We start from the raw sequence: 19,240 nt of genomic DNA on the forward strand, positions 1-19,240 counted from the left end.
AACGTAGTTTCTGTTATGCGCAGCGTTGCGCAGACCAACTTCCCCAATTTGCTTCTTTAGAGGTTCTGTTATGTCAATTGAAACCCAGGACGAGCGGCTGGAGCGCCGCATCGCCGATTTGACCGCCAGTGACCCGCAGTTCGCCGCCGCCCGGCCCGACCCGGACGTCGCCGCGGCGACCGAGCAGCCCGAGTTGGGCCTGCCGCGGGTCATCCAAACCGTGCTGGACGGCTACGCCGACCGACCCGCGCTGGGACAACGCGCGGTCGAGTTCGTCACCGACCCGGCCACCGGGCGCACGTCGGCCCAGCTGCTGCCGAAGTTCGAGACCATCACCTATCGCGAGTTGTCGGACCGCGTCACGGCCTTGGCCGCCGCCTGGGCCGCCGAGACCGTGCAACCCGGTGACCGGGTGGCGGTGCTGGGCTTCACCAGCGTGGACTACACCACCATCGACGTGGCGCTGGCGCAGCTGGCCGCGGTGTCGGTGCCGCTGCAGACCAGCGCAGCGACCACCCAGCTGCAGCCCATCGTCGCCGAAACCGAACCGGTGCTGCTCGCGGCCAGCGTGGACAGCCTGTCCGACGCCGTCGAGCTGATCCGCGCCGGCCACGTGCCGGGACGGCTGGTGGTGTTCGACTACCACCCGCAGGTCGACGACCACCGCGACGCCGTCGACGCCGCCCGCGCGCAGCTGGCGGACACCCCGGTGGCGGTGGAGACCCTGGCCGACGTGCTGGACCGCGGCGCGGCGCTGCCGGCCCCGCCGCTGCCCGCCGGCGCCGACAACGACGCATTGGCGCTGCTGATCTACACCTCCGGGTCCACCGGCGCCCCCAAGGGCGCGATGTACCCGCAGCGCAACGTCGCCAAGATGTGGCAGCGTTCCACCAAGAACTGGTTCGGCCCGAGCGCGGCGTCGATCACCCTGAGCTTCATGCCGATGAGCCACGTCATGGGCCGCGGCATCCTGTACGGCACGCTCGGCAACGGCGGCACCGCCTACTTTGCGGCCCGCAGCGACCTGTCGACGCTGCTGGAGGACCTCACCCTGGTGCGGCCCACCGAGCTGAACTTCGTGCCCCGCATCTGGGAGATGCTGTTCCAGGAGTTTCAGAGCGAGGTCGGTCGCCAGTGTGCCGACGGCACTGACAGCAGGGACCGGGCGGCCGTTGAGGCGCGGGTGCTGGCCGAACAGCGGCAGAACCTGCTGGGCGGGCGGTTCCACTTCGTGATGACCGGCTCGGCCCCGATCTCCCCCGAGCTCAAGGCGTGGGTCGAGGCGCTGACCGAGCAGCATGTGCTCGACGGCTACGGCTCCACCGAGGCCGGCATGGTCCTGTTCGACGGGGAGATCCAGCGTCCGCCGGTGCTCGACTACAAGCTGGCCGACGTCCCGGACCTGGGTTACTACAGCACCGACCAGCCGTACCCCCGCGGTGAGCTGCTGCTGAAGACCGAGAACATGTTCCCCGGCTACTACAAGCGGCCCGAGGTCACCGCCGGCGTGTTCGACGACGACGGCTACTACCGCACCGGCGACGTCGTCGCCGAGGTCGGCCCCGACAAGCTGGTGTACGTCGACCGCCGCAACAACGTGCTCAAACTGGCCCAGGGCGAGTTCGTCACCGTCGCCAAGCTGGAGGCGGTGTTCGGCAACAGCCCGCTGGTGCGGCAGATCTACGTCTACGGCAACAGCGCTCATCCCTATCTGCTGGCGGTGATCGTGCCGACCGAGGACGCCCTGGCCGGGCACTCCCTCGAGGCGCTCAAGCCGCTGATCGCCGAGTCGCTGCAGAACGTGGCCAAAGAAGCCGGCCTGCAGTCCTACGAGGTGCCGCGCGACTTCCTCATCGAAACCACCCCGTTCACCCTGGAGAACGGTCTGCTCACCGGCATCCGCAAGCTGGCCTGGCCCAAGCTCAAGGCGCATTACGGCGAGCGGCTGGAACAGCTCTACGCCGAGCTGGCCGAGGGCCAGACCAACGAGCTCAACGAGCTGCGCCGCAGCGGCGCCGAGGCGCCGGTACTGGTGACGGTCAGCCGGGCCGCGGCGGCACTGCTGGGCGCGGCGGCCGGTGATCTGGCGCCGGAGGCGCACTTCACCGACCTGGGTGGCGACTCGTTGTCGGCGCTGACCTACGCCAACCTGCTGCACGAGATCTTCGACGTCGACGTGCCGGTGGGCGTGATCGTCAGCCCGGCGTCTGACCTGCAGGCCATCGCCGACTATGTCGAGGCCGAGCGGGCCGGCTCCAAGCGGCCCACGTTCGCCAGCGTGCACGGCCGCGACGCGGTCGAGGTGGCCGCCGCCGACCTGACGTTGGACAAGTTCCTCGACGCGGCCACGCTGGCCGCGGCGCCGACGCTGCCCGGACCGAGCGAGCAGGTGCGCACCGTGCTGCTCACCGGCGCCACCGGCTTCCTGGGTCGCTACCTGGCGCTGGAGTGGCTGGAGCGGATGGCCACCGTCGACGGCACGCTGATCTGCCTGGTGCGCGCGAAGTCCGACGACGACGCGCGGGCCCGGCTGGACAAGACGTTCGACAGCGGCGATGAGAAGCTGCTGGCCCGCTACACCGAGCTGGCCGCCAAGCACCTGGAGGTCATCGCCGGTGACAAGGGCGAGGCCAACCTCGGCCTGGACGCGGCGACCTGGCAGCGGCTGGCCGACACCGTCGACCTGATCGTCGACCCGGCGGCGCTGGTCAACCACGTGCTGCCGTACAGCCAGCTGTTCGGCCCCAACGCGTTGGGCACCGCCGAGCTGATCCGGATCGCGCTCACCACCAAGATCAAGCCGTTTACCTACGTGTCGACGATCGGGGTGGGCGACCAGATCACCCCCGGCAAGTTCACCGAGGACGCCGACGTGCGGGTGATGAGCCCGGTGCGGGCGATCAACGACGGCTACGCCAACGGGTACGGCAACAGCAAGTGGGCCGGCGAGGTGCTGCTGCGGGAGGCCAACGATCTGTGCGGGCTGCCGGTCGCGGTGTTCCGCTGCGACATGATCCTGGCCGACACCAGTTACGCGGGCCAGCTCAACCTGCCGGACATGTTCACCCGGATGATGCTGTCCCTGGTCGCCACCGGGATCGCGCCCGGTTCGTTCTACGAGCTGGACGGCGAGGGCAAGCGGCAACGCGCCCACTACGACGGTCTGCCGGTCGAGTTCATCGCCGAGGCCATCTCCACGCTGGGCGCCAAGGCCGGCGACGGGTTTGCCACCTACCACGTGATGAACCCGTACGACGACGGTATCGGCATGGACGAGTACGTCGACTGGCTGATCGACGCCGGCTACCCGCTCCGGCGGATCGCCGACTACGCCGAGTGGTTGCAGCGGTTTGAGACCACCCTGCGGGCGCTGCCGGAGAAGCAACGTCAGGCGTCGCTGCTGCCGCTGCTGCACAACTACCAGAAGCCGGAGACGCCGATCTGCGGATCGATCGCCCCGACCGACCGGTTCCGTGCCGCGGTGCAAGAGGCGAAAATCGGTCCGGACAAAGACATCCCGCATGTCACGCCGGCGGTGATCGTCAAGTACATCACCGACCTGCAGCTGCTCGGCCTGCTGTAGTTTTCCCGCGAGAAGACGCAAAAGCCCCCAATTCAACGGCGAATTGGGGGCTTTTGCGTCTTCTCGGCGTGTGGGCGTCAGCGCACGGTGGCGAAGAACGCGCGCACGTCGTCGACGAGCAGTTCGGGCTGCTCGAATGCGGCGAAGTGCCCGCCGCGCGGCATCGCCGTCCAGCGGGTGATGTGGTAGCTGTTCTCGCACCACGACCGCGGCAGGCAGGAAATCTCCTTGGGGAACTGGGCCACCCCGGTCGGCAACTCGACCCGGCCGCTGTCGCGGAAGGTCGCAAACGATTCCCAGTACAGCCGCGCCGAGGACGCCCCGGTGCCGGTCGTCCAGTACAGCATCACGTTGTCGAGCATCTCGTCGCGGGACAACGCATTTTCGGGGTGGCCGTCGCAGTCGCTCCACGCCCAGAACTTCTCGACGATCCACGCCAACTGGGCGACCGGCGAGTCGACCAGCCCGTAGCCCAAGGTCTGCGGCCGGGTGGCTTGCTGCTTGGAATACCCGGTGCCCCACCGCTGGTGGTCCTTCATGGCCGCCAGCGCGGCCCGGTCGGCGTCGGTGGGATCCTTCAGTGCCTCCGCGGGCGGCGCGGCGATCGGCATGTTGACGTGAATGCCCGCGCAGTGCCCGACATTGCGGCCGATCTGGGTGGTGACCGCCGAACCCCAGTCGCCACCCTGGGCGCCGTAACGGTCATAGCCCAGCCGGGTCATCAGCGTTTCCCAGGCGGCGGCGATCCGCTCGACGCCCCACCCGGTGGCCGCGGGCTTGCCGGAGAAGCCGTAACCGGGCAGCGACGGGCACACCACGTGGAACGCGTCCTCGGCGCGGCCGCCGTGCGCGGTCGGGTCGGTCAGCGGCTCGATGACCTTGGCGAACTCGACGATCGATCCGGGCCAGCCGTGGGTGATGATCAGCGGAAACGCGCCGTCGTGGGGGGACCGCTGATGGATGAAATGGATATCCAGGCCGTCGATCTCGGTGATGAACTGGTCGAACCGGTTCAGTGCCGCCTCCCGCGCCCGCCAGTCGTAGCCGGTGGCCCAGTAGTCGGCCAACTCGCGGGTGTAGGCCAGCGGTATGCCCTGGCTCCAGTCGTCGACGCATTCGGCCTCCGGCCAGCGGGTGGCGGCCAGGCGGCGGCGCAGATCGGTCAGCACATCGTCGGGAATGTCGATCCGGAAGGGTCGTGTGTCGGGCATATCCCTAATCCTTCCTTCCGCGGCCGGTCCCGCGGCGAGCGGGGAGGTGCCCAAGCGTCCGGTCGGCATCATCGGGTCAGCGCATCGACCAGGCGCCTATGCCAGCGAACCGGGCGGTACGAGCCACTGCATCGGCTGGTTCGTGACCTCGCCGATGGCGTCGTAGTCATGGTCGTAGTGCAGCACCGTCGCACTATTGCGGCGGGCAACGGCCGCGATAACCAGATCCGGTAGCTTCACCGACCGATGCAGCGATTTGGCGACCAGCGACATCTGTGTGGCCAGCACCTCGTCCCAGATCTCGTCCGGGCTCGGCAGCCAGTGCAGCGCGCGACGGTCTTCGGTGATCTCGGCGGCCTCACGCTCATTTCGCGCCGACACGATCAACTCGGCATCGATGATCGCGCAGGTAGCGACGGTGCCACGGTCGAGTTCGTCCTGCAACGCCGCACGGGCCGCCGGGTGCCGCGCCCAGTGCCACACCGATGTGTCAGCCAGATACACCGGGTTCATTCGACGTCGTCGCGGCGCCACACGCGTTCGCGGGCCTTCTGCTGCTGTTCCCAATACTGCGGGTCATCGGCGAACCGATCGAGCATCCGCGCGCGGACGTCGCGCATCGCGATCTCGCGCAGTGCGGTGTTGATGGTGTCCTTCTTGGTCGAGGTTTTCAGCACCTTCGCAGCCGCTGCGAGGGCATCATCGTCGATATCTACAAGCGTCCTCGCCATATATACAAAAATAGCACCGACGAATACCTTTGCTGTGCCCTACAACCGCGCCCGCAGCTCCCGCTTGAGCACCTTGCCGTAGCTGTTCTTCGGCAGTTCGTCGGTGAACACGTAGCGCTTGGGCCGCTTGAACCGGGCGATGCGCGCCAGCAGGTGCGCGTCCAGCGCGGCGGCGTCGACCCGGCCCACCACGACCGCGACCACCACCTCACCCCATTCCGGGTCGGGCGCCCCGATCACCGCGGCCTCGGCAACCTCGGGATGGTCCAGCAGCGCCTCCTCCACCTCCCGTGGATAGATATTGCTGCCGCCGCTGATCACCACGTCCTTGGAACGGTCGTGCAGGGTCAGGAAGCCGGCAGGGTCGAAGGAGCCCAGGTCGCCGGTGTAGAGCCAGCCGTCCCGCAGCGTCGCGGCGGTGGCGTCGGGATTGTTCCAATAGCCGGACATGACCACGTCGCCGCGGCACACGATCTCACCGACCTCGCCGCACGCGGCCGGGGTGCCGTCGTCGCGCAGCACCGCGACCTGCACCCCCGCGCGGGGGTAGCCGACCGACCCCAGCAGCGCCTCGTTGGCGGCGTCGTGGTCGGCGCGGCGCAGCCCGGTAATGGTCATCGGGGATTCGCCCTGGCCGTAAATCTGCGCGAAGATCGGACCGAATGCGGCCATCGCCTTTTTGAGGCTGTCGACATACATCGGGCCGCCGCCGTAGATGATCGTACGCAGCTGACGCGGGCAGGCCCGGCCGGTCGCGACCAGCCGCTGCACCATGGTCGGCGCCAAAAACGCGCTGCAGCCGCGATGTTGGTCACACAGATCCAAAAACTCGTCCGCGTCGAACCCGTGCGACGCCGGGATCACCTGGCGCGCACCGCGCGCGACGTAGGCCGGAATGTAGAGCCCCGACCCGTGCGACATCGGCGCGGCGTGCACCAGCGCGCCATCCTGGTCGGGGTCATCGATGTCGGCCAGGTGGGCGAGCGTCATCGCCATCAGGTTGCGGTGGCTGAGCATCGCGCCCTTGGCGCGCCCGGTGGTGCCGCTGGTGTAAAACAGCCACGCCAACGTCGACGGGTCGGTGTCCGGTGGCGCTGCCGGCTCCGCGCTGAGCCGACGTGAATACTCCTCGGTGGCAACGGATTGCACCGGCACGTCGGTCACCGGGGCGAGCTGGGCGGCGATGGTCGGCGAGGCGAACACCTGCGTGACATCGGCGTCGGTGAGGATCTGCGCCATCTCGCGGGGATGCAGCTTGTAGTTGAGCGGCACCGCCACGGCTTCGGCCGCCCAGATCCCGAAGAACAGCTCGACGATCTCCGGCCGGTTCTCGCTGGCAATCGCGATCCGCGTCCCCGACGCACCGCGCAGTGAACCGGCCAGCGCCAGCGCACGGTCCCGCAGCTCGTCCCAGCTGCAGCAGCGGTCTGCCCCGTCGTAGACCGCGCCGCGGTCACCGAAGCGGTGCGCGGTCTGATCGAGCAGCGCGAACAGGTTCACGGCGTCGTCCACTGCGAGGTCAGGGCCCGCTCGGACAGGTATTTCGTGGAGCTCCAGCCGCCGTCGACCACGATGGTCTGCCCGTTGATGAAGCTGCCGCCCGGCGAGCACAGGAACGCCACCGTGTCCGCCACGTCGTCGACGGTCCCCAACCGCTGATGCGGGGTCATCTCGGTGTTGATGCGGCGGAACCGCTCCTCGGCCAGCCGGTGCTCGGTCATCGGGGTGCGGATCACGCCGGGGGCGACGGCATTACAGCGGATGCCCTGCGCCCCGTACTGGCAGGCCAGGTGGGTGGTTAGCGCGGTCAGCCCGCCCTTGGCCGCCGAGTACGCCCCGCCGCGCAGCCCACCGACGACCGCGAAGGTGGAGGTGATGTTGATGATCGCCGCCCCCGGCCGCATGTGCGGCAGCGCCTCGCGGGTCAACCGAAACGGGGCCCGCAGCATCAAACCCAGGAAATAGTCGAGGTTCTCGTCGTCGGTCTCGTGCACCGGTTTGGGGCTGCCCGCCCCGGCGTTGTTGACCAAGAAGTCGATCCGCCCCCACCGCTGCACCGCCGCGTCGACGATCCGCCGCGGCGCATCCTCGTCGAGCAGGTCGACGGCCAGGGTCGCGACGCGGTCGGGATCGCCAATGGCGCGCTCCAATTCGGCCAGCCGTCCGCCGTCGCGTCCGGTGCCCAGCACCGCCATCCCCGCCTGCGCCAGCCGCACCGCGCAGCCCCAACCGATTCCGCTGCTCGCCCCGGTCACTACCGCTGTCTGCATATCACTCATCCGTTGTCATCAGCATTGCCTTGATCCGCTGCTTCAATACTTTCCCGGCGTCGTTTTTGGGCAGCGCGTCCCAGAGCACCACCCGCTCGGGGGCTTTGAAGGTGGCCAGGCCGTGCGCCTGCAGGAAGCCGCGCAGCGCGGCGACGTCCGGGCCGGGCGCGGCCGCGGGCACGACGACCGCGCAGGCGCGTTCGCCGGTGCGGTCGTCGGGGAGGCCCACCACGGCCACCTCGGCCACGTCGGGATGCCCGACGAGAAGGTCCTCGACCTCCTTGGGGGAGATGTTCTCCCCGCTGCGGATGATGAGGTCCTTGGCGCGGCCGGTGACGACCAGGAACTCGTCGTCGACCCAGCGGGCCAGATCCCCGGTGCGGAAGAAACCGTCCTCATCGAACGCGTCGGCCGCATCCTCGGGGTGCCGGTAGCCGACCAGCATTTGCGGTCCGCGCGCCCGGATCTCGCCGTCGACCAGCCGCACCTCGGCCAGACCGGGCCGGCCGTCGGTGTCCGCGGCGTGGTCGCGGTCGGCGGGGCCCAGCGCGCCGATCGTGGTGACCGGCACCTCGGTGGAGCCGTACACCCGGGTGATGACGGCGCGTTCAAAATGCGTGGCCGCGCGCCGGATCAGGGTCGGCGACACCGAGGCGCCGCCGCAGACGAACAACTTCAAATCGGGCAGCCGGGTCCCGGCCCGCTGCGCCGCGGCCAGCAGCTGATCCAGAAACGGGGTCGCCCCGGCGAGGTGGGTGCAGTGCTCGGCCTGCATCAGCGCCACCGCGGCCTCCGGGTTCCAACGGTCCATCAGCACCGCGGTGGTGCCCAGCAGCAGCGGGCACTCGAACGCGTAGATGGACCCGCCGATATGCGCGATCGGGGACGGCACCAGAAACGTGTCCCCGAACTCGACCAGCCAGTGGTCCCGGATCTGGCTGATCAGCGCATGAATTGAGTTGTGGCTGTGCAGCACCCCTTTCGGCCGGCCGGTGGTGCCCGAGGTGTACATAATCATCCGCACCGCGTCCGGGTCGAGCGTGGGCAGCGGCTGGGCGGCGGGCCGCTGACCCAGCAGCGCCGCGTAGCCGTGCTCGCCGCGGCCGCCGCGCACCACGACGACCTCCGGTGGGGCAGCCAACTGTGCGGTCACCCGGTCCAGCAGCGCGGGATAGTCGTAGCGGCCGGTGTCGCCGGGTACGAAGATCATCCGGGTGTCGGCATCGTCGAGGATGAACGCCAGCTCCCGATCCCGCAGCGACGGCAGGATCGGGTTGACCACCATCCCGGCCAACGTCGCCCCGAGGTAGATGACCGCGGCCTCATGCCAATTCGGCAGCATGAAGGACACCACGCTGCCGACCGGCATCCGCGCCACCAGGGCCCGGGCCAGGGCCTCGGCCTGACTGTGCAGGGCCTGGCAGTCCAGTCGGCAGGCGCCGTCGATCAGCGCGACCCGCCGGGGGGTGCGTCGCGCGGCTTCGCGCAGCGTGTCGGCCAGCGTGGTTTTCACCCACCACCGATGCGCGTAGGCGGCGGCCGCGCGGTCCATCACCGCCCTAGCCTCGCACTCGCCGCATGGTCATCGCGTGCCGGAACCGCGACGCCGGATGGGTGTTGATGGTGACCTGCGCGACCTCGCCGTCGGAGGTGGTGTAGGTGCGGCGCACTTCCAGCGCCGGGGTGCCCGGCTCCACCTTGAGGCCCGCCGCCAGCGGCGGCGCGATCAGCACCGCGGCGATCTCCTGATGCACCTCGACGATGTTCTGCCCGAACAGGTCCTCGATCAGCGGGAAGATCGGCCCCTCGTGGCGCTGCAGCAGCCGGCCCACCCCGGCGAACGCCCGGTTGATGTAGTACTCGGTCCAGCACAGCGGAAAATCCGCACCCTCGCCCTGCCGGTAGCCGCGCACCGCCAGCCAGGACTCGCCGCTGGCCAGCCCGGTCCGGCCGGCCAACGCATCGTCCACGGTGATCATGGCGCTGGATTCGATGGCGAAGCGGGCGCCGGTCGCAAACGCCAGCAGGTCGTTGATCGACATGACGTCTTGTACGTAGGAGTCCGAGGTCGGTCGGGGCACCACCAGGGTGCCCGCCCGCGGCCGCGATGCCACCAGGTTATCGTCGCGCAGCCGGCGCAGCGCCTCCCGCACGGTGTACCGACTGACCGAAAATCGTTGGCACAGCTCGTGTTCGGTGGGCAGCTGGGAGCCCACCGGGTAGACGCCGTCCACGATCTCCTTGCGCAGGGTGCGCGCCACCTGCAGGTAACGGTGGTCGTTGTCGGGCATCGGGGTGCGCCTAGGTCCGTCGCAGCGCCAGCACGCTGCCCTCGGCGTCGGCCGACAGGTACAGGGTGCCGTCGGGTCCGGCCGCGATCCCGGCGAACGGACCCTGCGGCCCGGAGAACGGCGGCATGCCCCGCAGCGGCTTGGGGGCCACCCCGGCCGGGGCGCCGACGGGCAGGTCGGCGGCGATGACGCGTCGGGTCTGGCGCTCCAGATCGAAGCCGATCAGCGTCTTGTCGTCGGCGTCCACGACGTAGAGCTGCCCGTCGTGCACCGCGATCCCGTGCGGGCGCGCCAACCCGTCCAGCACGGGTTCGCTGCCCGAACCGGTCACCGCGACCACCCGCCCGGTCTCGGCGACCAGGAAGGCGCCGTCGGGGCCGATCGCAACCCCCACCGGATCGCTCAGCCCGGAGGCCAGCACCTCGACCTGCCCCGCCCGGACCGCCAGCAGCCGCCCGGTGCCGAACTCGGCCACCACCGCCGCCCCGTCCAGGGCGAGCGCGACCCCGTAGAGCTGATCGAATCCGTCGGCCAGCACCTCGCTGTGCTGGCTGGCCGGTCGGTACCGCGACACCTGTCCGCCGGAGGTGGTGACGACGAACTCGCCGGGCCCGGCCGGGGTCAGCCCACGCAGAAAACCCGGGTAGCCCGGGCTGAACAGCATCCCTACCGTGTGCAGTGCCCGGTCCGGGCCCAGCGCGTAGCAGTAGGTGCCGTCGGCGATGTGCAGGACGCCGTCGTGGCCCACCGCCAGGTCCAGCGGCCAGTTCAACCCGCCCGGCAGCACGGTGCGGGTTTGCCCGTGACCCAGGATTTCGGTGATCTCGCCGGTGAAATTCGAGACGAACAACCGGTCGCCGACGAACGTCAGGTTGTCCAGGCCGGGGTTCAGGTCGGCCAGCACGGTGCGCGTCCCGGTGCGCGGATCGATCCGCAGCACCTGCCCGCTGTGCACCTGGGTCGACACCAGTTGGCCGTCGGCGTCGAATTTCACCGCGTCGGGCACGCCCAGGTCGGCGGCGACGCGCTGCGGCTCGCCCCCGTCCGGATCGATGCGCCAGATCTCGTTGGCGCCCATCACCGGGAAGTACAACAGGCCATCGGGCCCGACCTCCATGGCGTTGGGGGAGGGCACGTTGTCCAGCAGCACCCGCGGCGCGCCGCCGTTCAGGTCGAGTTCAAGCAGCCGCCCGCCCTCCCGGCATTCGCCGATGAACAACCGGCCCCGGTGCACGGTGATGCCGTTGGCCGACGGCACGTCGTCGCGCAGCACCCGGGCGCGGCCCGCGGTGTCGAGCACGCTGACCCGCCCGTCCATCACCTCGGTGGCGTACAGGTTGCCGGCGGGGTCGAAGGCGACATCGTCGGGCGCGATGATGTCGCCGCCCTTGGCGCTGACGGTCGCCAGCTGACCGGTCTGCAGGTCCAGCGCGCTGATCTGGCTCCCGGTGACCTGTGCGACGTAGACGCGGCCGTCGGCGCCGGTGCGCAGACCGTTCGCGCCGAACAGCCGACTCGGCGGGGTCAGTCTCTGCAGCTGCCAGCCCTCGGCGAGGCGGGGCGCCGCCGGGGCGGCGTAGCGGCTGTCCGGCTGCGGCATGGGTGTTCCGACCGTCATCGCTCGCACGTTAGCAAGCGGTATTGGTCCAGACAATAACGCCACCCGCCCAAAAATCACCCCTTGACGCCGGGATCAGCTGTAGAGAATCATATTCTCAATTCAATGCACACAACTACCTGGTCCGGACAAATACTTTGGGTGAGAACGATCTGCTGAGCCTCGACGGTCGCGTCGTCGTGGTGTCGGGCGCCGGCGGCGGCGGGATCGGCACCACGGTGACCCGCATGGCCGCCGAGGCCGGGGCCACCGTCGTCGCGGTGAGCCGATGTCGGGACAACCTCGACCGGCACCTCGGGCCGCTGGTGGACCGGGGCCTGTCGATCGTGCCGACGGTCGCCGACGCCGCCACCGACGACGGCATCGCCGCGGTGCTGCAGCAGGCCCGCGCCGCCGACGGCGAGCTGTACGGGCTGGTGAACGTGGCCGGCGGGGCCGCACCGGCGACCTGGATGCCGTGCACGCGGGTGCGCCGCGCGGACTGGCGCGGGTTGTTCGCCGACAACCTGGAAACCATGTTCTTCATGAGCCAGGCGGTGGCCGCCGAACTGGTCGCGCAGCGCCGGCCCGGCTCGATCGTGTCGATCTCGTCGATCAGCGGGATGAACACCGCGCCGTTTCACATCGGCTACGGCACCGCCAAGGCGGCGGTGGTGGCGGCCACCCGCACCATGGCCGTCGAACTGGCCGGCCACCGGATCCGGGTCAACGCGGTCGCCCCCGGGGTGACCGAGACGGCGGCGTCGGCCACCTACGTCGACGCCGACCCCGACCGCGACCGGCGGGCGATCGCGATGGGGCGCCGGGGCCGCCCCGACGAGCAGGCCGGCGCCATCCTGTTTCTGCTGTCGGACCTGTCGAGCTATATCACCGGCCAAACCCTGCTGGTCGACGGGGGGCTGGACCTCAAATGGACGCATCTGGGCGCGGACAACACCTCGCTATTCCTCAAGGACGAAGCCTTCCGCGCCGCCATCACCCGTTGGGAGGAACCGTGACCGATTCCGACGAGCTGTCCGCGCCGACGACGATCGGGGTGGAGGCCTACATCTGCCCGGACTACGCCCGCGCCGAGCGGGACCGGCTGTGGCGCAAGGTGTGGCAGCAGGTCGGTCGGGTCGAAGAGCTGCCCGAGGTGGGCAGCTACCTCACCTACGACATCCTCGACGATTCGATCATCGTGGTGCGCACCGGCACCCACGAGTTCGCCGCGCACCACAACGTGTGCATGCACCGCGGCCGGCGGCTGGTCGACACCCCGGCGGGGGCCAAGAACGCCTGTGATCGGACCCGCAAGTCGTTCGTGTGCGGGTTCCACGGCTGGACCTACGACCTGTCCGGGGCGTGCACCCACATCCGGGAGCGCCCGGACTGGCGGGGCGCGCTGACCGCCGACAACACCCACCTGGCGCCGGTCAGCGTCGACACCTGGGGCGGTTGGCTGTGGATCAACATGGACCCGGACTGTGAACCGTTGGCCGACTACCTGTTTCCCGCCGCCAAGATCCTCGACCCGTTCGGGCTGCAGAACATGCGCTACAAGTGGCGCAAGTGGCTGAACTTCGACTGCAACTGGAAGGTCGCGATGGAGGCCTTCAACGAGACCTACCACGTCTATACCACCCACCCGGAGTTCAACAAGTTCGGCGAATTCAAGGGCTGGGCCAAGGCTCAGGGCAAACACTCCAACATCGGCTACGACGCACCCGATGACCTGGAGGAAACCAAGTCGAAGATCCGGTTGGGCACCGGGGATCCGCGGATCTCCACCGCGGAGATGCAGGTCTACACCATGGAGGAGACCAACGCGACGACCACGCAGACGCTGGTGAACGCGGCGCTGCGGCTGGTCGACGAGTTGCCCGAGGGCACCCCCGCCGACAAGGTGCTCGAGCACTGGTTGTCCTCGGCGCGCCGCGATGACGAGGCGCGCGGCGTGATCTGGCCGACTATTCCGGCCGACATCCTGGGCCAAAGCGGCACCGCCTGGCAGATCTTCCCGAACTTCCAGATCGGCCAGGGCCTGACCAGCGCGCTGTGCTACAGCGCCCGCCCCGACCCGAGCTACAACCCGGATAAGTGCATCTTCGAAGTGTCGGTCTTCGAGCTGTACCCGAAAGATGAAGAGCCGCACACCCAATGGGAGTACACACCGGTCGGCGACCCGCGCTGGCGGTCGGTGCTGCCGCAGGACTTCTCCAATATGGCGGCGGTCCAGCGGGGCATGAAATCGCTGGGTTTCCCCGGTACCAAACCCAACCCGTACCGGGAACGCAGCACGGTCAACCTGCATCACCAACTGTCGAAGTACATGGGTACCGGCGACCCGCAAGAACTCCCAACTAAGGAGGACAACCGATGAAAGTCAACCTGGGCACCGGTGCTCAAAACTCGCAGGACTGGGAACGCGTCCTCGCCGGCGATTTCTCGACACCGCCGGCCACCCCGGACTGGAAATGCGTGCAAGCGGCGCTGGCGCTGGGCGACCTGGCCGAGCCGCTGGGCTTCGACGGCATCTGGTTCCCGGAGCACTGCGGCACCCCGTACGGGATGACCCCCAACCCGATTCAGGCGCTGACCTATTTCGCCGGGCGCACCGAGCGGGTCGGCCTGGGCACCTTCGTGGTGGTCGCGCCGTGGTGGCATCCGGTTCGGCTGGCCCACCAGATCGCCTACCTGGACATCGTCTCGGGCGGCCGCTACACCACCATCGGGATCGGGCGCGGCGTCTCCAAGGGCGAATTCGAAGCCGTCGGGGTGCCCCGGGAGGAAAGCCGGCAGCGTTTCAACGAGACCCTCGACATTTTGCAGCTGGCGTTCTCCGGGGAGCGGTTCTCCTACGACGGGGAGATCTTCAAGGTCCCGGAAATGTCGCTGCGGCCGGCGCCGTTCAGCGACGATCTGTTCTCCCGCATCTACAGCTCGTCGTCGACAGCGGAATCGTTGGAGATCCTGGCCCGCCGCGGCATGGTGCCGCTGTTCGTCGGCAACAAGCCGATCTGGGATGCCGGCGCCGAGGTGCAAAAGGTCAACACCTTCCGCGCCGAAGAAGGCCTGGAACCGTGCCAGCCCAAGAACGTGATGTTCATGTACTGCGTGGCCAATGAGGCCGACGCGGCCAAGACCGAAGAGTGGATCTGGACCGCCAACCGGGATGTCACCGTGCACTACGGCTTCGCCGACGCCTCGAACTTCAAGGGTGTCAAGGGGTATGAGGCCTACGCTGCCCGGGAGGCCAGCGCGACCGCGGTGCTCGCCTCGGCGGTCACCGGCGACGGCAAACCGCCCGCGCAGAAGACCCCGGGCTACCACGCATCCAACCTGCTGATCGGGACGCCCGAGGAAATCCTCAAACGGATCGCCGCCGCCCAGGAGGCGTGTTCGTTTTCCGAGATGACGATCGTCCCGCAGTTCGGCACCATGCCCTACGAGGACGCCATGGCTAGCACCAAACTGTTCGCCAAGGAGGTGCTGCCCGAGGTGCACAAGATGGAGGCGCCGCTGCACCCGGCCGCGCTGCCGGAGAAGTCGCTGGCATGACCAGCAGCTGCCCGCCCACGCAGACCCCCGACGACATCGACATCGACGCACTGCGGCAGAAATACCGGACCGAACGCGAGAAGCGGCTGCGCGCCGAAGGGTCCAAACAGTACGTCGAACTATCCGACGATTTCGCCGGCTACTACGAGACCGACCCGCATTCACCGCCGCTGGTCCGGGACCCGATCTCGGCCGACATCGACGTCGCGGTCCTCGGCGGGGGCTTCGGGGGGCTGCTGACCGCCGCCCACCTCAAAAAAGCCGGCGTCGACGACGTGCGGATCATCGAGTTGGGCAGCGATTTCGGCGGGGTGTGGTACTGGAACCGCTATCCGGGCATCCAGTGCGACAACGAATCCTACTGCTACATCCCGATGCTCGAAGAGCTGGACTTCATGCCGAGCAAGAAGTTCGCCGACGGCGCCGAGATCTTCGAGCACTGCCGCCGGATCGCCAAGCACTTCGGCCTCTACGATTCCGCGATCCTGTCCACCCAGGTGCGAAACCTGCGGTGGGACGGCGAGATCAACCGGTGGCGGATCGGCACCAACCGCGACGACGACCTGCGCGCCCGGTTCGTGGTGCTGGCCTCCGGGCCGTTCCACCGGCCCAAACTGCCCGGCATCCCCAACATCCAGGCCTTCGGCGGGCACAGCTTTCACACCTCGCGGTGGGACTACGACTACACCGGCGGGGACGCCGGCGGCGGTTTGGACAAGCTCGCCGACAAGCGGGTCGCGCTGGTCGGCACCGGCGCCACCGGGATTCAGGTGGTGCCGTTCTTGGGCCGCTACGCCAAGCAGCTGTACGTGTTTCAACGCACCCCGTCCACCGTCGACGTCCGCAACAACACCGCCACCGACCCCGACTGGGTGAAATCCCTGCAGCCGGGCTGGCAAAAGGAGCGGCAACGCAACTTCCACGCCTGGACGTTCGAGGGGATGGCGTTGGGGCAGCCGGATCTGGTCTGCGACTTCTGGACCGAACTCGGCCGCAACACCGCCGCCCGGGTGCTGGCGCTGGACGACCCGGCGTCGTTGACGCCCGAGCAGTTCATGGCGCTGCGGGAGGAGGAAGACTACAAGGTCATGGAGCGGCTGCGCCGCCGCGTGGCGGCCATCGTCGCGGACCCGGCGACGGCCGAGGCGCTCAAACCCTACTACCGGTTCCTGTGCAAACGGCCCTGCTCGAACGACGACTATCTGGACACCTTCAACCGGCCCAACGTCACGCTGGTCGACGTGTCGGCGACCAAGGGGGTGGAGCGGGCCACCCCGAACGGATTGGTGGCCAACGGTGTCGAGTACGAGGTCGACTGCATCATCTATGCCAGCGGCTTCGAGATCACCACCGAGATTTCGCGCCGCTACTCCATCGACGCGATCGAGGGCCGCGACGGGCTGTCGCTGTACGACTACTGGCGGGACGGATACAAAACCTTCCACGGGATGACCAGCCGCGGCTTCCCCAACCAGTTCTACACCGGCTTCACCCAGGTGGGGATCTCGGCGAATATCGCCGCGAACTACGAACTGCAGGGCGAGCACATCGCGCACATCATCGCCGCGGCGCTGGCCCGCGGCGCCACCACCGTCGAGCCCAGCCAGCAGGCCCAGGACCAGTGGTGCCAGACGATCCGGGAGACCGCGATCGACAATTCGGCGTTCGATCAAGCCTGCACGCCGGGCTATTACAACAACGAAGGCGGCGGCGGGGGTGAGGGCATCCGGTCCCATCTGGGCGAACCGTACGGGCCCGGGTTCTACGCGTTCGGGGACCTGCTGCAGCAATGGCGCGACAAAGGCGATCTCGATGGCCTCATCCTGGGAACCTGAGCTGCGCTTCGACGACCGCGTCGCCGTCATCACCGGCGCCGGCCGCGGGCTCGGGCGCGCCTACGCGCTGCTGCTGGCGTCGCGTGGCGCCAAGGTCGTCGTCAACGACCCCGGCGGCAGCCTGGGCGGCGACGGCGCCGACACCGTCCCCGCCGAGCAGGTGGTCGCCGAGATCACCGCGGCCGGCGGCGAGGCCGTCGCCTGCACCGAGTCGGTGGCCACCGCGGGCGGCGGTGCCGCGATCATCGCCGCGGCGCTGGACCGCTACGGCCGCCTCGATGTCCTCATCCACAACGCCGGCACCGTGCGGCGCGGCTCGCTGCTCGAGATGAGCTACGCCGACTTCGACGCCGTCGTCGACGTCCATCTGCGCGGGGCGTTTCACGTTGTCCGGCCGGCGTTTCCGGCCATGTGCGCGGCGGGCTACGGCCGCATCGTGTTGACCTCGTCGATCGGCGGCCTGTACGGCAACCACGGGGTGGCCAACTACGCGGTCGCCAAGGCCGGCCTGATCGGGCTGTCCAACGTGGCCGCGCTGGAAGGCGCCGCGTCCGGGGTGCGCTGCAACATCATCGTGCCGGCCGCCGACACCCGGATGGCCGACGGCATCGACACCTCGGCCTACCCGCCGTGGGGCCCGGAGCTGGTGGCGCCGGTGGTGGGCTGGCTGGCCCACGAATCCTGTTCGGTCAGCGGCGAAATGCTGATCGCCATCGCCGGCCGGGTGGCACGGGCCGTGATCGCCGAAACCCCCGGCGTGTTCCGGCCGTCGTGGTCGATCGAGCAGGTCGGCGAGGAATTGGCCGCGATCAGGGACACCGGCGCCCCGGTGATCTTTCCGGCGGTGCCCGACGGGCACGTCGACCACATCCGGTACAGCTTCGCGATGGCCGAACACGGCACCCGACAAGGAGCACAGCATGGCTAGGCCCACCGAGGCGACCGGGCCGCTGGCCGGGCTGCGGGTGATCGACCTGACCGCGATGGTGATGGGACCGTACTGCACCCAGATCATGGCCGATATGGGCGCCGACGTGATCAAGGTCGAGTCACCCGACGGCGACACCACCCGCTACATCTCGGTCGGGCCGGCGCCGGCGATGAGCGGGGTGTTCGTCAACGTCAACCGCGGCAAGCGCAGCGTGGTGTTGGACCTGCACACCGAGGCCGGGAAAACGGCGCTGCGGGCGTTGATCGGCACCGCGGACGTGTTCATCCACTCGATGCGGGCCAAGGCGATCAGCAAGCTCGGCTTCGGCTACGACGCGGTCGCGGCCCTCAACCCGGGGATCGTGTACACCAACTGCTACGGCTACGGCCGGCGCGGGCCCGGCCGCGACCTGCCCGCCTACGACGACACCATCCAGGCTGAATGCGGGTTGCCGGCCGTGCAGCAACAGCTGACCGGGGAGGCCAGCTATGTCGGCACCATCATGGCGGACAAGGTCGCCGGGCTCACCGCGCTGTACGCCACCATGATGGCGCTGTTCCACCGGGAACGGACCGGGGAGGGCCAGGAGGTGGAGGCCGCCATGTTCGAGACGATGGCGTCGTTCATGCTGGTCGAGCACGCCAACGGCGCCATCTTCGACCCGCCGCTGGGCCCGGCGGGCTATCCGCGGGCGCTGGCGCCCAACCGCCGCCCGTATGCCACCAGCGACGGCTACCTCGCCGCGCTGATCTACAACGACAAACACTGGAACGCCTTTATCGGCGCGGTGCAGCCGCCGTGGGCCAGCGCCCGGTACGCCACCGTGGAGAGCCGGGCCCGCGAGATCGACACCGTCTATGCTCTGCTGGCCGAGACGCTGCGGGAGCGCACCACCGCCGAATGGCTGGCGTTGTTCCGCGAGTTGGAAATCCCCGCGGCGCCGTTGCATACCCCCGGGGCGCTGTTCGACCATCCGCACCTGAACGCGGTCGGCTTTTTCGAGACGGTGGACTCCCCGCACGGGGCGGTGCGGTTTCCCGGTGTGCCGACCTGGTTTTCGCGGACCCCGGGCCGCGTCGCGGGCCCCGCCCCGGAGTTGGGGGCCGACACCGCTGCGGTGCTGGAGGAACTCGGGTTGGCCGCCGAGCCGGCGCGCGGCGCGGGATAGCGTTTGTCCACAGGTCGTGGCGACGGGTGATTGACGGGCCCGGGCCGCGGTGCCAGCATGGA

General features: G+C 69.0%; 15 protein-coding genes. 7 read left to right on the forward strand and 8 right to left on the reverse strand.

Annotated elements, in window-relative coordinates:
• Positions 1–70 precede the first annotated feature (70 nt).
• Positions 71–3,583 (forward strand): carboxylic acid reductase, encoded by a 3,513-nt coding sequence (gene car, locus ACAG26_RS17515; RefSeq protein ID WP_370484344.1) that lies wholly within the window; start codon positions 71–73, stop codon positions 3,581–3,583.
• Between the two features lie 77 nt (positions 3,584–3,660).
• On the opposite strand, the gene ACAG26_RS17520 is transcribed toward car, so the two are convergent.
• The 8 genes from ACAG26_RS17520 to ACAG26_RS17555 form a co-directional block, all read right to left on the reverse strand.
• On the reverse strand, positions 3,661–4,794 hold the full coding sequence (locus ACAG26_RS17520; protein ID WP_370484345.1) for an epoxide hydrolase family protein: 1,134 nt from the start codon (positions 4,792–4,794) through the stop codon (positions 3,661–3,663).
• A 96-nt stretch (positions 4,795–4,890) separates the two neighbouring features.
• Positions 4,891–5,298 (reverse strand): PIN domain nuclease, encoded by a 408-nt coding sequence (locus ACAG26_RS17525; protein ID WP_370484346.1) that lies wholly within the window; start codon positions 5,296–5,298, stop codon positions 4,891–4,893.
• 5 nt (positions 5,299–5,303) lie between these two features.
• A complete protein-coding gene (locus tag ACAG26_RS17530) occupies positions 5,304–5,525 on the reverse strand; it encodes a type II toxin-antitoxin system VapB family antitoxin (RefSeq protein ID WP_370484347.1) in 222 nt (73 codons plus the stop codon).
• A 39-nt stretch (positions 5,526–5,564) separates the two neighbouring features.
• A complete protein-coding gene (locus ACAG26_RS17535) occupies positions 5,565–7,037 on the reverse strand; it encodes an AMP-binding protein (RefSeq protein ID WP_370484348.1) in 1,473 nt (490 codons plus the stop codon).
• Positions 7,022–7,804: an SDR family NAD(P)-dependent oxidoreductase gene (locus tag ACAG26_RS17540; protein WP_370484349.1), complete on the reverse strand. Its 783-nt coding sequence runs from the start codon at positions 7,802–7,804 to the stop codon at positions 7,022–7,024. Before ACAG26_RS17540 ends, ACAG26_RS17535 begins: the two co-directional genes overlap by 16 nt.
• Positions 7,797–9,347, reverse strand: a complete 1,551-nt coding sequence (locus ACAG26_RS17545) for an AMP-binding protein (protein WP_370484478.1) — start codon at positions 9,345–9,347, stop codon at positions 7,797–7,799. The genes ACAG26_RS17540 and ACAG26_RS17545 overlap by 8 nt, the downstream gene beginning before the upstream one ends.
• A 7-nt stretch (positions 9,348–9,354) precedes the next feature.
• The gene (locus tag ACAG26_RS17550; RefSeq protein ID WP_370484350.1) at positions 9,355–10,086 is read right to left on the reverse strand and encodes a GntR family transcriptional regulator; all 732 of its coding nucleotides are present in this window, start codon (positions 10,084–10,086) and stop codon (positions 9,355–9,357) included.
• A 10-nt stretch (positions 10,087–10,096) separates the two neighbouring features.
• Entirely contained in the window at positions 10,097–11,686 is a 1,590-nt protein-coding gene (locus tag ACAG26_RS17555) for an SMP-30/gluconolactonase/LRE family protein (RefSeq protein ID WP_370484479.1), read from the reverse strand.
• A 155-nt stretch (positions 11,687–11,841) separates the two neighbouring features.
• Here ACAG26_RS17555 and ACAG26_RS17560 point away from each other — a divergent pair, with 155 nt between their 5' ends.
• The 6 genes from ACAG26_RS17560 to ACAG26_RS17585 are packed head-to-tail and all read left to right on the forward strand — an operon-like array spanning position 11,842 to position 19,178.
• Positions 11,842–12,702 carry an SDR family NAD(P)-dependent oxidoreductase gene (locus tag ACAG26_RS17560; RefSeq protein ID WP_370484351.1) on the forward strand — a complete coding sequence of 287 codons (861 nt, stop codon included), beginning with the start codon at positions 11,842–11,844 and terminating at the stop codon, positions 12,700–12,702.
• Entirely contained in the window at positions 12,699–14,066 is a 1,368-nt protein-coding gene (locus tag ACAG26_RS17565; RefSeq protein ID WP_370484352.1) for an SRPBCC family protein, read from the forward strand. The genes ACAG26_RS17560 and ACAG26_RS17565 overlap by 4 nt, the downstream gene beginning before the upstream one ends.
• Positions 14,063–15,244, forward strand: a complete 1,182-nt coding sequence (locus tag ACAG26_RS17570; protein ID WP_370484353.1) for an LLM class flavin-dependent oxidoreductase — start codon at positions 14,063–14,065, stop codon at positions 15,242–15,244. The genes ACAG26_RS17565 and ACAG26_RS17570 overlap by 4 nt, the downstream gene beginning before the upstream one ends.
• The gene (locus ACAG26_RS17575) at positions 15,241–17,079 is read left to right on the forward strand and encodes a flavin-containing monooxygenase (protein ID WP_370484354.1); all 1,839 of its coding nucleotides are present in this window, start codon (positions 15,241–15,243) and stop codon (positions 17,077–17,079) included. The genes ACAG26_RS17570 and ACAG26_RS17575 overlap by 4 nt, the downstream gene beginning before the upstream one ends.
• Positions 17,057–18,007, forward strand: coding sequence for an SDR family NAD(P)-dependent oxidoreductase (locus ACAG26_RS17580; protein ID WP_370484355.1), 951 nt, complete (start codon positions 17,057–17,059; stop codon positions 18,005–18,007). Before ACAG26_RS17575 ends, ACAG26_RS17580 begins: the two co-directional genes overlap by 23 nt.
• Positions 18,000–19,178, forward strand: a complete 1,179-nt coding sequence (locus ACAG26_RS17585; protein ID WP_370484356.1) for a CaiB/BaiF CoA transferase family protein — start codon at positions 18,000–18,002, stop codon at positions 19,176–19,178. Before ACAG26_RS17580 ends, ACAG26_RS17585 begins: the two co-directional genes overlap by 8 nt.
• The last annotated feature ends 62 nt before the right edge of the window (positions 19,179–19,240 follow it).

This window comes from Mycobacterium sp. pUA109 (assembly GCF_041287095.1).
Lineage (GTDB): Bacteria > Actinomycetota > Actinomycetes > Mycobacteriales > Mycobacteriaceae > Mycobacterium.

Excerpts from the sequence above, each read along its gene's own strand:
- ACAG26_RS17580 (WP_370484355.1), top strand. The coding sequence starts at position 17,057 with ATGGCCTCATCCTGGGAACCTGAGCTGCGCTTCGACGACCGCGTCGCC.
- ACAG26_RS17545 (WP_370484478.1), bottom strand. The coding sequence starts at position 9,347 with ATGGACCGCGCGGCCGCCGCCTACGCGCATCGGTGGTGGGTGAAAACC.
- ACAG26_RS17570 (WP_370484353.1), top strand. The coding sequence starts at position 14,063 with ATGAAAGTCAACCTGGGCACCGGTGCTCAAAACTCGCAGGACTGGGAA.
- car (WP_370484344.1), top strand. The coding sequence starts at position 71 with ATGTCAATTGAAACCCAGGACGAGCGGCTGGAGCGCCGCATCGCCGAT.
- ACAG26_RS17520 (WP_370484345.1), bottom strand. The coding sequence starts at position 4,794 with ATGCCCGACACACGACCCTTCCGGATCGACATTCCCGACGATGTGCTG.
- ACAG26_RS17585 (WP_370484356.1), top strand. The coding sequence starts at position 18,000 with ATGGCTAGGCCCACCGAGGCGACCGGGCCGCTGGCCGGGCTGCGGGTG.
- ACAG26_RS17550 (WP_370484350.1), bottom strand. The coding sequence starts at position 10,086 with ATGCCCGACAACGACCACCGTTACCTGCAGGTGGCGCGCACCCTGCGC.
- ACAG26_RS17575 (WP_370484354.1), top strand. The coding sequence starts at position 15,241 with ATGACCAGCAGCTGCCCGCCCACGCAGACCCCCGACGACATCGACATC.
- ACAG26_RS17555 (WP_370484479.1), bottom strand. The coding sequence starts at position 11,686 with ATGCCGCAGCCGGACAGCCGCTACGCCGCCCCGGCGGCGCCCCGCCTC.
- ACAG26_RS17540 (WP_370484349.1), bottom strand. The coding sequence starts at position 7,804 with ATGAGTGATATGCAGACAGCGGTAGTGACCGGGGCGAGCAGCGGAATC.
- ACAG26_RS17530 (WP_370484347.1), bottom strand. The coding sequence starts at position 5,525 with ATGGCGAGGACGCTTGTAGATATCGACGATGATGCCCTCGCAGCGGCT.